We start from the raw sequence: 14,038 nt of genomic DNA, 5'->3' as shown, positions 1-14,038 counted from the left end.
GATAAAGCCCGCTAAACATCGGGGAGTAAAGCCCGCTTTATCCCGGGTCTCAGTCGGCCTGGGTCTTGGCGGCGTCCACGAACTGGGTCGTGTACGTCTTGCTCAGGTCGATCCTGTCCTTCTTGGGCTTGACGTTGCTCGAAGACTCACCGAGGACCTTGAGCACGTTCTTCGCGCCGTCGGCGTCCATGCGGCCGTCGGCGGTGAACATCGGCAGGCTGTCCTTGAGCGACTTGACGTACAGCGCCTTGTCGCCACCGGCGAACGACGGCGGCATGATCGCGGCCACCTCCTCCGGCGTGTGCTTCTTCAGCCACCGCAACGAGTTCACGAACGCGTTGGCCAGCTTCTGCACGACGTCCGGGTGCTTCTTGACGAGCTCGCAGCCCATGTAGAGCGAGCTGGCCGGGTATAGCCCGCCGAGCGCGGCGCGGGTGCCTTCCTCGGTGCGCATGTCGTAGAGCACCTTGGCCTTGCCGGTGTTCGTGAGCTGCGCGATCGTCGGGTCGGTGGTCATCCCGGCGTCGATCGAGCCCTGGTTGATCGCCGAGATGAACGTCTGCCCGGCGCCGACCTTCACCGGCGTGTACTGGTCGGTGCCGACGCCTGCCTTCGTCGCCAGCGCCTTGGTCAGGAAGTCCGTCGACGAGCCGAGCGAGGTCACGCCGAGGTTCTTGCCCTTGAAGTCGGCCGAGCTGCGGATCTTGTCGGCCTTGTCGGTGGCGACGACCTCGGCCTCACCCGGCACGTTCGCGAACTGCACGACGCTGGTGATGCACTGCTCCTTGGCCTGCAGGTCGACCGTGTGGTCGTAGAAGCCGACCACGCCCTGGACCTCGCCGGTGAGCAGCGCGGTCTCCGCGTTGGCGCCGGACGGCTGGTCGAACAGCTCGACGTCCAAGCCCTGCTTCTCGTACTCGCCGAGCTGCTGCGCGAGCTGACCTGGCAGGTAGATGACCTTCGACAGGCCGCCGATCATGATCTTGATGTGCGGTTTGCCGTTGTCGCCGAGGCTCACTTCGCGCGAGTCGCGGCACGCGGTCAGCGTGAGCACCAGCGCCGCGGCGACCGCGACTGTCCTTTTGAGACGCATGGCCGCCACCTCAGATCTGGGCCGACGACGCGGACATGTTGGGACGCCAGCGCAGCAGCTTGTGCTCCAGCCGCCCGATCCCCCACTCGGCGAACAACGCGACCACGGTGATGATCAACATGCCCGCATAGATGCCTGCCGAGTCGAACGTGCCCTGCGCGTTGGCGATGAGGAAGCCGAGCCCGGCCTTGGCGCCGGTGTACTCGCCGACGACCGCGCCGATCAGCGCGAAGCCGAACGCGACGTGCAGCGACGACAGGATCCACGACGTCGCGCTCGGCAGCACGATCGTGGTCAGCACCTGCCAGCGGCTCGCGCCGAGGATGCGGGCGTTGTCGATCAGGTTGCGGTCGACCTCACGGGCGCCGGTGAAGGCGTTGAAGAACACCGCGAAGAACACGAGCACGACGACCGTCGCGACCTTCGAGGACAGGCCGAGACCGAACCAGATGAAGAACAACGCCGCCAGCACGATGCGCGGCAAAGCGTTGGCCGCCTTGATGAACGGGGCGAGCACGTCGGCGAGGTACTGGCTGCGGCCGAGCACCACGCCGAACAGGACGCCCGCGACCGCGCCGATCGCGAAGCCGATCACCGCCTCTTCCACGGTCACCAGCAGCTGGTACCAGATCGAGCCGAAGTCGGTGCCCTGGGTGAACCATTCGACCAGCCGCAGCCAGATGGCCGACGGCTTCGAGTAGAAGAACGGGTCGATCCAGAGCGTCGCGGTCAGTTCCCAGCTCCCCAGCCAGACCACGAGGATCGCGGCACGCAGTGCCCAGATGTTGCGCTTGCGCTTGGCGTTGGCCCGGCGCTGCTTGTTCAGGATGTCAGCTTCGGTTTCCATCACGGGGACCACAGGCGCGGTCAGCGTTTCATGCGACACGGTTGGCACCCTTCTCGCGAGCCTTGTCGACCTCGCCACGCAGTGATTCCCAGATTTCGCGGTAGATCAGGCGGAACTCCTCGGTCAGCCGAAGATCTTCGACGTGGCGGGGGCGCTCCAGCGGGATCTCGAAGACGTCCTTGACGGTCGCCGGGCTGGTGGTCAGCACGACCACCTTGTCGGCGAGCGCGATGGCCTCGTCGAGATCGTGCGTCACGAAGATGACCGCCGCGCCGGTGCCGGACCACAGCCGCAGCAGCTCGTCCTGCATGAGCGCGCGGGTCTGCACGTCGAGCGCGGAGAACGGCTCGTCCATCAGCAGGATCTTCGGGCTGGTGACCAGGGTCTGCGCGAGCGCGACCCGCTTGCGCATACCGCCGGAAAGCTGGTGCGGGTAGTACTTCTCGAAACCGGCGAGGCCGACGCGCTCGATCCACTCGATCGCCTGCGCACGGGCTTCGGCCTTCTCGACACCGCGGTAGCGGGGGCCGGACGCCACGTTGTCGAGCACGGAACGCCACGGCATCACCGCGTCGGTCTGGAACATGTAGCCGACGCCGTCGGGGATCGACTTCACGTCGGCGCCGTTGACCTTGACCTGGCCAGCCGACGGCGGCTGCAGGCCGGAGACCAGCGAGAGCGTGGTCGACTTGCCGCAGCCCGTCGGGCCGACGACCGCGACGAACTCGCCGGGGTTCACGGTCATGGTGAGGTCTCGGACCGCCGTGTGCACGGAGCCGGACCCGCTCGGGAAGCGCTTGGTGGCTCCGATGAGCTCGATCAGTGGTGGGGCCATCGTCGGTGACTCCTTCGTCACGTGCTGGGGGTCACACAGACGTTAAGAGTGGATCAAGAGGCCGTGAAGCTTGGCCACTTTCTGCGCGGGGTTCGCTCATATTGAGCGTTTTGCTCATTCTGCGCAAAGCTGTGACCTGCAGGTACCGTGCTTGAGCATGAAGATGCGGTTCAGCCGCCAGATCCTGTTGCTGCAGGTCGGCGTGGTCGTGCTGATGCTCGGCCTCGGTCTCGCGCTGACCTCTTGGCAGCTACGTGAGACGCTCAACGAGCAATACGGCGAGCGAGCACTGGCCATCGCGCGGTCCGTGGCGGTCGACCCGGTGGTCGTCAGCGAGGTCGCGGCGAATCGAGCGGGCGGCGAGCTGGAAGTGCGTTCGCTGGAGGTCACGAAGAGAACCAAGTCGCTGTTCGTGGTAATCACCAACGTTGACGGCATCCGGCTGGCGCACCCCGATTCGCATCTGATCGGCCAGAAGGTGAGCACCCCCTTCGCAGACGTGATCAAGGGCAACGAGGTGGTCAGCGCGGTGGAGGAAGGCACCCGAGGGCTGTCGGTGCGCAGCAAGACACCCATCAAAACAGCGCAGGAACGCGTGATCGGCGAAGTCAGCGTCGGGTTCGAGTTCGACGATCCGATCGACGAATTCAACCGTCTGCTGCCGCCGACGCTGCTGTACGCGGGCGGGGCTTTGCTGCTGGGCGTTGGGGCGTCGGCGTTGCTGAACCGCCGGTTGCGACGGGTCACGCATGGCCTTGAGCCGCACGAACTCTCGGAACTTCTCTACGAACGCGAGGCTGTGCTGCACGGGATCGGCGAGGGCGTGCTCGCCGTCGACGCCGCGAACCGCGTGTCCGTGCGCAACGAAGAAGCCGAGCGCCTGCTGGGCATTTCACTCCCTCTGAATGCCGATCTGTCCTCTTTGGACCTGTCGCCCCGACTACGCAAGGCGCTCGACGAAGGCCTGCCGGTCGACAATCTCCTTGCCGTCGCGGGAAACCGGGTGCTGGTCATCAACTCACGCGCGGTCGTCAGGGACGATCACGTGATCGGCACTGTGCTCACCTTCCGCGACCGCACCGACCTCGACACGCTCAGCCGCGAGCTCGACGGCATCCGCGCGCTGTCCGACGGGCTGCGCGCGCAGCGGCACGAGTTCTCCAACCGGCTGCACACGCTGTCCGGCCTGCTGCAGCTCGGGCACACCGGCGAAGCCGTCGAGTACCTGCAGACGATCACCGAGTCGACAGGGAACATCTCCACCGAGGCCAGCGAGGCGGTCTCCGACCCTTATCTCCAGGCACTGCTGGTCGCGAAAACCGAGCAGGCGCAAGAAAAAGGCATGACCTTGCGAGTGTCGGACGACTCGTGGGTGCCCTCCTCGGTGACCGATCCGATCGCGGTCAACACGGTCGTCGGCAACCTCGTCGACAACGCGCTGCACGCCGCGCGGATGGGCCCGCGACGGCCTGCCACCGTCGAAGTCGCGCTGCTCGCGGACGGCGACACCCTGCATGTGTCCGTTGTGGACAGTGGGCCCGGTGTCGCGCCCGAGCTGCGTGACCGGCTGTTCGACGAGGGCGTCTCGACGAAACTCAGCCCCGGGCACGGGCTCGGCCTGGCGCTCGCGAGACAGGCCGCGCGGGCGCGCGGCGGTGACGTCTGGCTCGCGAATCCGGGTGACGAGGAGAACGGGGCGTTGTTCGTCGCGGCTTTGCCGGGCATGCTGAGCGCGGGGAGGGTAGAAGGATGATCCGAACTTTGATCGTGGACGACGATTTCCGGGTCGCCGGCGTGCACGCCGGGTTCGTCGAAGAGGTGGCCGGGTTCGCCGTCGTCGGCACCGCGCACACCGCCGCCGAGGCCAGAGCCCGCGTCCGCGAGCTGGCGCCGGACCTGATCCTGCTCGACGTCTACCTGCCGGACGAGTCCGGTCTGGTGCTGCTGCCCGAGTTACAGACTGACACGATCGTGCTCTCGGCGGCCACGGACGGTAAGTCGATCCGGCGCGCGATCGGCGCGGGCGCGTTGAACTACTTGATCAAGCCGTTCACCACGCGTCAGCTTTCGGAGCGACTGCGCAGCTACGCGCGCTATCGCGGGCTGCTCACCGACGATCGGGTGCTGAACCAGGATGACGTCGACCGCGCGTTTCGCGCACTGCACGAGCAGGATCGCGCAATCACGCCGAAAGGTCAGTCGACCGCGACTTCGCGGCTGGTCTCCGATCAACTCCGCAACGCCGCGGAGCCGTTGTCGGCGGCCGAAGTCGCGAACGAACTCGGCATGGCACGCGCGACGGCTCAGCGCTATCTGACCGCGTTGGCGGAATCAGGGTCGGTCGAGATGCGGCTGCGCTACGGCGCCACCGGCAGGCCGGAGCACGAGTACAGCTGGAAAGACGCTTAGCCGCGCGTGATCGTGACCTTGACGAACTGGTCGACGTACTGCTGCATGAACACCTCGACCGGGTCCTTCGCCTTGGTCGGCTTCGGGAGGTCGACGCGCGGCGACGGCGCGGGCGGGGTCGACTTCGGCGGCTTCTTCGTGGCCGCGGGCGTGCGAACCACCTTCTGCGCCACGGGCTTCTTCGTCACCGGCACCGGCGCGGGGCCGGGGTTCGGCGGCTGCTCGATCTGGATCGGGGCGGGCGCGGGCGGCTGCTCGGCGGCGCGCTCCTGGATCTCGACCGGCACGGGCGCGGCGGTCTGCGTCTCGGGACCGTCGAACGCGCCACCGGTGATCCAGCCGGTCATCACCAGCGCGACCGCGCTGCAGGTGCCGAGCCAGGTCTTGATGCGACGCTGGATCACGACCGACTTCGGCCGTAGATCCCACTCCTTGCCGTGCTGCTCGACGCCGTCCAGCGGAGACCGTCCCGGCACGGTGCGGCGGCGCTGCGGCAGGCTCGCCGCGACGATCCCCGTGCGGTCGAGTAATTCGACCTCGGGCACGGTCGCCGTGCCGCGCCCAGCGGTGCGCACCATACGAAGAACCTCCGGCTTTTGTCGCAGACGTCTGCATTCTGGTGGGTTTTCCACCAGTTCGGGGAAAGTTGACTCAATCGGGTGACTGCCAGTTCGCTTCGAGTTTGCCCAGCGCCGTCACCGGCGCCTCACCGTACAGCCATTCGCGGGCGATGCGGTGCCAGTTCCCGCAGGCGTACAACTGGCCGAGCAGACCGAAGGTGTACAGCTCGACGCGGCGCGCGAAAAGGTGCGCCGGCGGCAGGTGCTGCCAGCGCAGTTTGCGGAAATGGGGCGAGCGCGGGTCGATCGACGAGATGAACGCGTCGGTCGCCAGCTCGGGTGTGACGGCGATCTCCTCGTCGTCGAGATACCAGCCGACCGCGTCGCGGATGTAGTCGAGCATGACGTCCGGCGCGATCAGGTCCGGATCGGGGAAGACGCCGATGCCTTCGAGCAGCGAGTGCACATCCCGCGCGCGGCCTTCGCTCGCGGCGCGCAGCACGTCGAGTTCAACTTGGACGTCCGCTTCGGGCATCGTCTTGAACAGTCCGAAGTCGAGGAACGCGACGCGGCCGTCCGGGCAGAGCAGCAGGTTCCCCGGATGCGGGTCGCCGGGAAAGCGGTGCTTCCGGTACAGCGAGCCACAATAGAAGCGGTAGGCGATCTCGGCGACGCGGTCGCGCACGTGCTGCGGCTCGCGCTGGATCTCGGCGAATCCCGCGCCCTCGACGAATTCCGTGACCAGCACGTGTTCCCCGCAGAGCTCGGGCACGCTGTCCGGCACGACGACGAACGGGTGCCCGCGGAACGCGGCGGCCACCTCGGCCTGCGTTTCCGCCTCACGGCGGTAGTCGAGCTCTTCGATGATGCGCAGGCTGATCTCGTCGGTCATCGGCCCGGCTTCGAGACCTGGCAGCAGTTTCTTCGAAAATCTGAGGAACAACGCCAGATTCTTCAGATCCGCGCGGACCGCGGTGGCGATTCCCGGGTATTGCACCTTCACCGCGACGACACGGCCGTCCGCTAATTCCGCGCGGTACACCTGGCCGATCGAGGCGGCGGCGATCGGGGTCTCGTCGAACTTCGCGAAGGCTTCGCCGAGCGGCTTTCCGAGGTCACGCTCGATGACCGTGCGCATCCCGCTGAACGGCACAGGCGGTGCTTGATCACGCAATGCGGCCAGTTTTCGCTGGAAATCGGCACGCGCGTCCTCCGGCACGATCCCGATGTCGATCACGGAGAGCATTTGGCCCAGCTTCATCGCCGCGCCTTTCATGCTGCCGAGCACGTTGACGATCTGATCTGCGGCTTCGAGCGCGCGGCGCTCGAGAATGCGTGTGCGCTCCGGCTCTGAACGGCCTAGCGTGCTCGCTTTCGTGCCCATCTGGCGCGCGGCCTGGCCCGCGGCGAACACCCCGAGCCTGCCCGTGCGGGCAAAACGGGACGTCGGGATCTCACTCGGCATCGACGACCTCCAGTTACTCAACAGTAACACTAGATAAGCGTTCCGTAATAGGAGATATCCCGTAGGCTCCCTCCCCGATGGAATCCCCGCACGAATCCGGTACGGCGAAGCCAAAGGCACGCCGCGGGCGTCCACCTGAGCAAGGACTCGCGGAGCGCAGACGCCGCCAGCTCGTCGAATCCGCCTGCGCGGTGTTCGCCTCGCGTGGCTACGAAGCCGCGAGTATCTCGGACGTCGCGAAACACGCCGGCGTCGGCCAAGGCACCGTATACCGGTACTTCGACAGCAAACGCACGCTCCTGGACCATGTTCTGGACCACAGTGTCGAGCGCATGCTGGACGCCGTCCGAACCGGCGCGACCCGTGAACGTCCACATTCACTGGAAGAGTTCACCGCGCAGGTTCGTTCGATCGCCGAACGACTATTCGAGCTGATCGAAGCGGAACCGGACTTGATCAAGCTGGTGGTCGTCGAGGCCACCGCGATCGACGACGAGCTCAAAGCCAGGCTCGTCGGCTTGGAGAACACGCTCACCATGATGATGGCGTCCTATTTGGACCATGGCGTGCGCGAAGGCTGGCTGCGCAAGGGACTCGACAGCCGCTGGGCCGCGCACGCGATGAACTCCTTGCTGGTACCGGGCTTCCTGCTGGCACTACGCGGCGAAGCCACCCCAGACAGACGCGCCAGATACGTCGACGCGCTCGTCTCCTTCATCGTGTACGGAATGCGCGGCCCCCGATGACCGACAGAGCGGCGGCCCGCAGCGAGGAACTCGTCGCGGCCGCGTACAAGGTCTTCTCCACCCAGGGCTACCGCACGACCGGCGTCGCCGACATCGTCCGCGAGGCAGGCGTCAGCCACGGAACGTTCTACAACTACTACGACAGCAAACGCCACATCCTCGACGCGGTCCTCGACCACGCGGTCGGCGAGATCGTCATCGGCGTCATCGGCTCGGACGCCCCCGCGGAGGCGACGTCCTTGACCGAACTCGCCGACCAGTTCCGCGCGATCCTCACGCGGCTGTTCTCGGTGATCGAAGCGCAACCGGGCCTGATCGAGTTCCTGATGCTCGACGCGCCCGCGATCGACGACGAGATGATCACCCGGCTGCTCGAGCTGACCTCGTCGTTCAGCGCTTTGGCCACCGGGTATCTGGAGAATGGGGTTCGGCGGGGTTTTCTTGATCCTGAGCTGGATACCAGGATCGCTGGGGAAAGCCTGCTGGCGCTGATGATCTCGGCTGTGGTCTCGACCATGGGCGGGTCCCTGCGGCCGGCTGAGCGCGATGCTCAGATCGAGGCCTTGGTCGAGTTCGCTTATCACGGGATGGCCGCCGTCTAAGTCCGGTACTGAGCAAAAGCCCGAAAGTGGCTTTCGTCAGATGGCATCTGTTCCTGGCCCGGCAGCAGGGCATTGGCCAGCCTCGCCGTTGCCGGGATGACCCCGATCAGCGAACGCCCCGCCGAGGCCAGGCCGTGGGCATCACCCCGGTCGAACACCACTCCCGATTCGCGTTGCTCGCACCCTCCACTCGGTCTGGTCACACCAGCACAAGCACTACTTGCAACAAACCAGCTGAAACCGCCTGGCGTTCGGGCCTCTATCGGCTGGAAGGCATGAAAGTTCAGAGTGTCTAGTGGCATAGTCTCCTTAACGCGAGTAAGGTGGAGTATGTGATCAGCACACAAACCCCTGACCTCCAAGCACTACCCGAGTGGTGGCGCTGGGAGAACGACGCGCTGCTGATGGCGTACGTAGCGCGGGAGAGGGAGAAACGCCGTCTAGACGCCGAGCAGGGTCAGATCCTGGCTGAGGTCGAATCGCGTGGTGTGCGGGACGTGTCCGGGTACGCCACCGTGGCGCAGATGCTCGTCGACTGGGTCCAGATCAAACCGTCCGAGGCGAAAGCCCGCGTGGAACGAGCCCGCGCTCTGAACCCCCGCCAGGACGGTGGCACGCGGATTCCTGCGTTGGCGCCCTATGCCGCTGCGGCAGCACTGAGGGGTGATCTGGGTCCGGCGCAGCTGGATCCGATCATCACCGCGTTGGCCGGACTACCCGCGTCGATCTCGGCGGAGGACCGGGAGACCGGGGAACACATCCTCGTTGATCTGGCTCGTACGGCTGGTCCGCGGGAGATCACCAAAGCCGCGGCGAATCTGCGAGATCGGCTCGATCCTGATGGGCGGGAGCCGAAAGATCCCGATCCGGTGGCTCCTCGGCGGGAGCTGGAGTTCGTGACCCACCGAGACGGCACCCACGGCCTCAAAGTCAAAACCGACGCCGACACCATCGCCCGATTGAAAGCGCTGCTCGACCCCCTCGCCAAACCCCGCCCCGCATCGAAGAGGAAGGCCGGGATACCCGCTCGCAGTGGCAACGCTGGGGCGACGCGTTCACCGAATTCGTGCAGATGGGCATGCCCAACCCGGAAATCCCCACCCAAGCCGGGGACAGTGTGCATGTCGTGGTCACCATCAGCCTCGACGAACTCCGATCCGGGATCGGGCAAGGCCGACTCGACCTGGTCGGCGACATCAGCGCCGCTGAGACCCGCCGGATGGCGTGTGACTGCAAGGTCATCCCGGTCACTCTCGGAGCGGACGGCCAGCCCTTGGATGTCGGGCGTACTCAACGTCTCGCCACCCCGGCACAACGGCGAGCATTGACCATCCGCGACCGGGGCTGTGCCTTCCCCGGCTGTGATGCGCCGCCGCAGCAATGCACCGCCCATCACATCATTTTCTGGGCCCACCACGGGGAAACGAAGATCGACAACCTGGTGCTGCTCTGCAGCCGCCACCACCGCTTGATCCACCACAGCGAGTGGGAAGTCCGGATCGCCACCGACAACCACCCGGAGTTCATCCCACCAGCGTTCATCGACCCCACCCGAGCGCCCCGACGAAACACCATGCACGCCCGCACCTGAATAGAGCCTCGGCCGCGCTCAAAGCCCAGCCGCGCACTCGAACCCGAAACCCTGCCCCACCCATGAACGCGGCCGCGACCATCACCCCCGGGGGGCCAACCTGCAAGCCCTGAGCGGGCGGTAGTCGTGAGCGTTCCCAGCGGTTATTGAGCGGAAGGTCAAAGGTGGCGTGTGTGGTTGCTCGGCTGCGGCCGGGGTGGCTGTGTGGGAGATGCGTCGTTGAACGACGCAAAACCCGCACGGTCAACCTGCTTGTCCAGTGCCCGAGGGTCGTTTAGGGCAGGGTGAGTCCAGGTATGAGGGGAGCCTTCATCCACGCTGGGTTCGGGCGAGGGAGGCCCTCACCCCACGGATCCGAGCGAAGTAGGCCCTCACTCACGCCCGACCAAGACCCTGCCGCAGACGGGGCAGCCGAGAAGGGGTCGTGAGTGTTTTCGCCGGTTAGAACCGGCCGCACCACTCACGACCCCCAAGCCCAGGCTGGCCGACCCAGAACCTCAGGCGGGCAGCGACGCCCCCGGACGACACGCGTACCTAGACGGACGACACGGCATCCGCCGCTGGAGAGGAGTTACGAGTCTTGGAGGAGGCGTTTGACGATTTTGCCGGTGGCGTTGCGGGGAAGCTCCGAGCGGAAGAGGATTTCGCGCGGGACCTTGTAGCCTGCCAGGTTTTCCTTGACGTACTGGCGGAGGTCGGACTCGGTGAGCGGGGAGTTGTCGGCGAGTACGACGTAAGCGCGCAGGCGTTGGCCGAACTTCTCGTCGGGGACGCCGATGGCGGCAGCCTCCATCACCGCAGGGTGGCGGTCGAGGAGGTCCTCGACTTCCTGGGGGAAGACGTTCTCGCCGCCGGAGACGATCATGTCGTCGTCGCGGCCCTGAAGGTAAAGCCTGCCCTCGGGGTCGAAGTAGCCGACGTCGCCCGTTGACATCAGGCCGGACAGGGACAGTTTGGTCTCGCCGCTGGTGTAGCCCTCGAACAGGGCTCCGCTCGCGACGAAGATCCGGCCGGTCACGCCTTGCGAGACTTCGTGGCCGTCGTCGTCGAGCAGCTTCACCACTGTCCCTCGCGCGGGGCGGCCCGCGGTGTCGGGGGCGACGCGGAGGTCGGCGGGGGTCGCGATGGAGACCAGTGCGACCTCGGTCGAACCGTAGATGTTGTAGAGCGTGTGGCCGAACTGGGTCATCCACTCCAACGCCAAATCCCCCGGTAGCGCGGAGCCCGCCGCTGCCACGACCTCCAGGCCGGACAGGTCGTAGGCGCGGAGGACCGTGCGGGGCAGGTCCAATATCCGCCGCAGCATCACGGGGACCGGGACCAGCACCGAGGCGCGGTGGGACGCGAGGTCGGCCAATGCCGTCTCGGGGTCGAACTTGCGGCGGACGATCTGGGTCGCGCCGAGTTGGAGGCCCAGCAAAAGGAAGGCCAGGCCCCAGGTGTGGAACATCGGCGCGGCGACGACGTAGGAAGTCTTGCGGCGCAAGGGGATTCGCTCGATCAGGCCGGCTACCGGGTCCAGCGAGTCGGCTTTCCTGGCAACGCCCTTGGGGGCGCCAGTGGTGCCCGAGGTCAGGATGACCACCTGGCCGGCGCGCGAGGGCATGGGGACGTAGCCGTCCAGGTTGTCCTGGATCAGCTCGTCGAGTGTTGGCTCTGGGACGCGCTCGTCGTGCCAGGCGACAAAACGCGGGCGGTCGCCGTCACCGATGAGTGCCTCGAACTCGTGGTCGTAGATGACCGCGTCGGCGTGCTCGCGGTCCAGTACGTCGGCCAGCTGTGGGCCGGCGAAGGCGGTGTTGAGCAGGAGGGCGTCGGCGCCGAGTTTGCCGAGTGCGGCGAGCGCGTCGACGAAACCGCGGTGGTTGCGGCACATCACCGCGACGCGGCTGCCCGCGCGGATGTCGTGTGCGGACAGTGCCGCCGCCAATGCCGAAGAGCGCTTGTCCAGGTCTACAAAGGACAGTGTGCCGCGCTCGTCAATCAAGGCGGCGCGCTCGCCGTGCTGGATGGCGGCCGCCGCGACCAGCGTCGCGGGTGACATGCCCCAGCGCAGTGCCGCGACGCCGATGCGCAATGCCTTGTCGGGGCGCATCGGCCTGGCGATGCCGCCGCGCGCGAGGATGCCGACATTGACCAGCTCGTGCAGAAGGTTCACGCGACAATCCCATCGAACATGATCTGCATACCCGCTCGGATCCAGCGATCCCGCTCCGTGGCGGGGTCCGCCGCCGACAGCAGCGACATGCCGCAGGCGATCATCATCCCGTTGAGCGCCTGCGCGGTTATTTCGGTATCCATCCCCTGGCGCAGGAAGCCTTTTTCGACGCCGTTGCGCAGGTAATGCTCGGTGCCCGCGGCCATCCCGCGGTAGATCTGCTGGATCATCGAGGTCATCTCGGGGTCGGCGCCCAGCGCCTCGACGAACAGCAGCCTGGTCAGCGCCCGGTCCTCGGCGAACAGGGTGAACAGCCGCATGCAGATGTGTTCGGTCTGCGCGCGGTAGTCGGCGAGCGTACTGGTCCTTTGTGGATCGTCCTCGACCATGACGCTCATCAACCGAGCGGCGGCTTCGTTGACCACATGCACCAGGATGTCGCGTTTGTTCTCGAAGTACCGATAGAACGTGCCATGCCCGATCTGGAGTTCCGCGGCGATGTCGGCGATGCCCGCCGCGTGGTAGCCGCGCTGGCTGAACACCTTGAAGGCGGCGTCGACGATGTCCCGCCGCCGCTGCTCGGCGCGCTGCTCCGTGGCTGTCATCCCGCACTCACCCGGTCATCGTAAGGTTTCGACACGAGGCGTGTCGCCCCGCGAGTTGACGTAGTCGGGCCTCACGGTGTCACAGCCTTGACGAAGTCCCCTATTCGGCGGATCGCGCGCCGCGCCTCCGGCAGGATGTCCGCGCCGGCCTGGAAGACGTGGACCTGCTTCTCCCATACCTGGAGTTCGCACTCCGAACCGGCGGCGGCGAGCCGTTCGGCCATCAGCTCGGCGTCGGCGAGCAGCATTTCCGTCGATCCGACCTGGATCAACGTCGGCGGCATATCGGCGAGCTCACTGTCCACAGGGCACACGTGCGGGCCGAGTTGTCCTTCCACCACAATGCGTTCGTTCAGCTCGACGATCAGCTTCAGCGACTGCGGAACCAGGTACGCGTCCGTACGGGCGTTGGGATGCGCGATCTTGCGAGCCGGATCCATCTCGGTCAACGGCGAAAGCGCCGCGACACCGGCCGGGCGTGGCAGGTCCAGTTCGGCGACGGCCAGCGCGACCATGAACGCCAGATACCCGCCAGCGGAGTCACCGGCGACGACGATCTGTTCCGGCCGGAAACCGTTGGCCAGCAACCACTTGTACCCGTCGACCCCGTCGGAGACCGCGGACGAGATCGGGTTGTTCGGCAGCATCCGGTAGTCGACGTTCAACACTGGCGCGTCCGCCGCCGCGGAGATACGGGAGACCAGCCGCCGATGCGTGCGCAGTCCACAACAGACAAAGCCGCCGCCGTGCAGATACAGCACCACGCGGTCCTGGCTCACGCCGAGCGCCTCGACCCATTCGGCGCGGCAGTTCGGCAGCCGGACCGGTCGCCGGTCGGTGCCCTTGCGCGCGGGCAGCAGCAGTCCCGCGTAGTCGACGAGCCCCCACGGCCACGAGAACGAGGGGTACCGGACGCCCGCGATGAGCACCGGCCGGATGAAGGTGCGCAGCGCCAGCGCCAGTACCCGCGCTCCGGCGCTTACTCCGTCTACGTGAACTACGCGAGCCCGCGTTTCCTCGGCACCCACACCGTCGTTGACCTCGGGAAAGGGAACACTCATCGCTGCCACCTCCGCCATTGGGGGCGTTTGCTCTGTACAGAATGACGTGTCAGTCTCTAATCTGCC

13 protein-coding genes and 1 pseudogene are annotated in these 14,038 nt (G+C 66.4%); 6 read left to right on the top strand and 8 right to left on the bottom strand.

Translation table 11 applies throughout. The features are described from left to right. Positions 1-49: 49 nt before the first annotated feature. Genes AB5J62_RS00590 through AB5J62_RS00580 form a run of 3 tightly spaced genes read right to left on the bottom strand, consistent with a single transcriptional unit; the run spans position 50 to position 2,775 of the window. Positions 50-1,093, bottom strand: coding sequence for an ABC transporter substrate-binding protein (locus AB5J62_RS00590; RefSeq protein WP_370946133.1), 1,044 nt, complete (start codon positions 1,091-1,093; stop codon positions 50-52). A 10-nt stretch (positions 1,094-1,103) separates the two neighbouring features. Beyond that, positions 1,104-1,979: an ABC transporter permease gene (locus tag AB5J62_RS00585; protein ID WP_370946132.1), complete on the bottom strand. Its 876-nt coding sequence runs from the start codon at positions 1,977-1,979 to the stop codon at positions 1,104-1,106. Then, positions 1,969-2,775, bottom strand: coding sequence for an ABC transporter ATP-binding protein (locus AB5J62_RS00580; RefSeq protein WP_370946131.1), 807 nt, complete (start codon positions 2,773-2,775; stop codon positions 1,969-1,971). The genes AB5J62_RS00585 and AB5J62_RS00580 overlap by 11 nt, the downstream gene beginning before the upstream one ends. Before the next feature lie 163 nt (positions 2,776-2,938). Here AB5J62_RS00580 and AB5J62_RS00575 point away from each other — a divergent pair, with 163 nt between their 5' ends. Both AB5J62_RS00575 and AB5J62_RS00570 read left to right on the top strand, forming a co-directional pair. Next, positions 2,939-4,528 (top strand): ATP-binding protein, encoded by a 1,590-nt coding sequence (locus AB5J62_RS00575; protein ID WP_370950135.1) that lies wholly within the window; start codon positions 2,939-2,941, stop codon positions 4,526-4,528. Then, positions 4,525-5,184, top strand: a complete 660-nt coding sequence (locus AB5J62_RS00570) for a response regulator (RefSeq protein ID WP_370946130.1) — start codon at positions 4,525-4,527, stop codon at positions 5,182-5,184. Before AB5J62_RS00575 ends, AB5J62_RS00570 begins: the two co-directional genes overlap by 4 nt. Here the strand turns inward: AB5J62_RS00570 and AB5J62_RS00565 are convergent. Together AB5J62_RS00565 and AB5J62_RS00560 are read right to left on the bottom strand one after the other, a co-directional pair. Continuing rightward, a complete protein-coding gene (locus AB5J62_RS00565) occupies positions 5,181-5,762 on the bottom strand; it encodes a hypothetical protein (protein ID WP_370946129.1) in 582 nt (193 codons plus the stop codon). The genes AB5J62_RS00570 and AB5J62_RS00565 overlap by 4 nt on opposite strands. A gap of 73 nt (positions 5,763-5,835) precedes the next feature. Then, on the bottom strand, positions 5,836-7,209 hold the full coding sequence (locus AB5J62_RS00560) for an ABC1 kinase family protein (protein WP_370946128.1): 1,374 nt from the start codon (positions 7,207-7,209) through the stop codon (positions 5,836-5,838). Between the two features lie 77 nt (positions 7,210-7,286). On the opposite strand from AB5J62_RS00560, the gene AB5J62_RS00555 reads away from it, so the two are divergent. The 4 genes and pseudogenes from AB5J62_RS00555 to AB5J62_RS00540 all read left to right on the top strand — a co-directional run bounded on the left by AB5J62_RS00555 (position 7,287) and on the right by AB5J62_RS00540 (position 10,148). Beyond that, on the top strand, positions 7,287-7,955 hold the full coding sequence (locus AB5J62_RS00555) for a TetR/AcrR family transcriptional regulator (RefSeq protein ID WP_370946127.1): 669 nt from the start codon (positions 7,287-7,289) through the stop codon (positions 7,953-7,955). Continuing rightward, positions 7,952-8,557, top strand: coding sequence for a TetR/AcrR family transcriptional regulator (locus AB5J62_RS00550; RefSeq protein WP_370946126.1), 606 nt, complete (start codon positions 7,952-7,954; stop codon positions 8,555-8,557). The genes AB5J62_RS00555 and AB5J62_RS00550 overlap by 4 nt, the downstream gene beginning before the upstream one ends. A gap of 404 nt (positions 8,558-8,961) precedes the next feature. Next, positions 8,962-9,836, top strand: a pseudogene (locus tag AB5J62_RS00545) (DUF222 domain-containing protein); the annotation flags it as partial. Continuing rightward, positions 9,831-10,148: an HNH endonuclease signature motif containing protein gene (locus tag AB5J62_RS00540; protein WP_370950134.1), complete on the top strand. Its 318-nt coding sequence runs from the start codon at positions 9,831-9,833 to the stop codon at positions 10,146-10,148. The pseudogene AB5J62_RS00545 and the gene AB5J62_RS00540, both read left to right, overlap by 6 nt. Positions 10,149-10,719: 571 nt before the next feature. Here AB5J62_RS00540 and AB5J62_RS00535 read toward each other — a convergent pair. The 3 genes from AB5J62_RS00535 to AB5J62_RS00525 form a co-directional block, all read right to left on the bottom strand. After that, positions 10,720-12,306, bottom strand: a complete 1,587-nt coding sequence (locus AB5J62_RS00535; protein ID WP_370946125.1) for an AMP-binding protein — start codon at positions 12,304-12,306, stop codon at positions 10,720-10,722. Continuing rightward, entirely contained in the window at positions 12,303-12,911 is a 609-nt protein-coding gene (locus AB5J62_RS00530; RefSeq protein ID WP_370946124.1) for a TetR/AcrR family transcriptional regulator, read from the bottom strand. Before AB5J62_RS00530 ends, AB5J62_RS00535 begins: the two co-directional genes overlap by 4 nt. Positions 12,912-12,982: 71 nt before the next feature. Continuing rightward, positions 12,983-13,972, bottom strand: coding sequence for an alpha/beta hydrolase (locus tag AB5J62_RS00525; protein WP_370946123.1), 990 nt, complete (start codon positions 13,970-13,972; stop codon positions 12,983-12,985). Positions 13,973-14,038: the final 66 nt, after the last annotated feature.

Origin of the sequence: Amycolatopsis sp. cg5 (genome assembly GCF_041346955.1) — a bacterium.
GTDB lineage: Bacteria > Actinomycetota > Actinomycetes > Mycobacteriales > Pseudonocardiaceae > Amycolatopsis.
Note: the sequence above shows the minus strand (reverse complement) of the source record. Positions and strands in the feature narration are given on the sequence as shown.

Coding starts and splice junctions, on each gene's coding strand:
- AB5J62_RS00590 (WP_370946133.1), bottom strand. CDS start 1,093: ATGCGTCTCAAAAGGACAGTCGCGGTCGCCGCGGCGCTGGTGCTCACG.
- AB5J62_RS00580 (WP_370946131.1), bottom strand. CDS start 2,775: ATGGCCCCACCACTGATCGAGCTCATCGGAGCCACCAAGCGCTTCCCG.
- AB5J62_RS00575 (WP_370950135.1), top strand. CDS start 2,939: ATGCGGTTCAGCCGCCAGATCCTGTTGCTGCAGGTCGGCGTGGTCGTG.
- AB5J62_RS00570 (WP_370946130.1), top strand. CDS start 4,525: ATGATCCGAACTTTGATCGTGGACGACGATTTCCGGGTCGCCGGCGTG.
- AB5J62_RS00565 (WP_370946129.1), bottom strand. CDS start 5,762: ATGGTGCGCACCGCTGGGCGCGGCACGGCGACCGTGCCCGAGGTCGAA.
- AB5J62_RS00560 (WP_370946128.1), bottom strand. CDS start 7,209: ATGCCGAGTGAGATCCCGACGTCCCGTTTTGCCCGCACGGGCAGGCTC.
- AB5J62_RS00555 (WP_370946127.1), top strand. CDS start 7,287: ATGGAATCCCCGCACGAATCCGGTACGGCGAAGCCAAAGGCACGCCGC.
- AB5J62_RS00550 (WP_370946126.1), top strand. CDS start 7,952: ATGACCGACAGAGCGGCGGCCCGCAGCGAGGAACTCGTCGCGGCCGCG.
- AB5J62_RS00530 (WP_370946124.1), bottom strand. CDS start 12,911: ATGACAGCCACGGAGCAGCGCGCCGAGCAGCGGCGGCGGGACATCGTC.
- AB5J62_RS00525 (WP_370946123.1), bottom strand. CDS start 13,972: ATGAGTGTTCCCTTTCCCGAGGTCAACGACGGTGTGGGTGCCGAGGAA.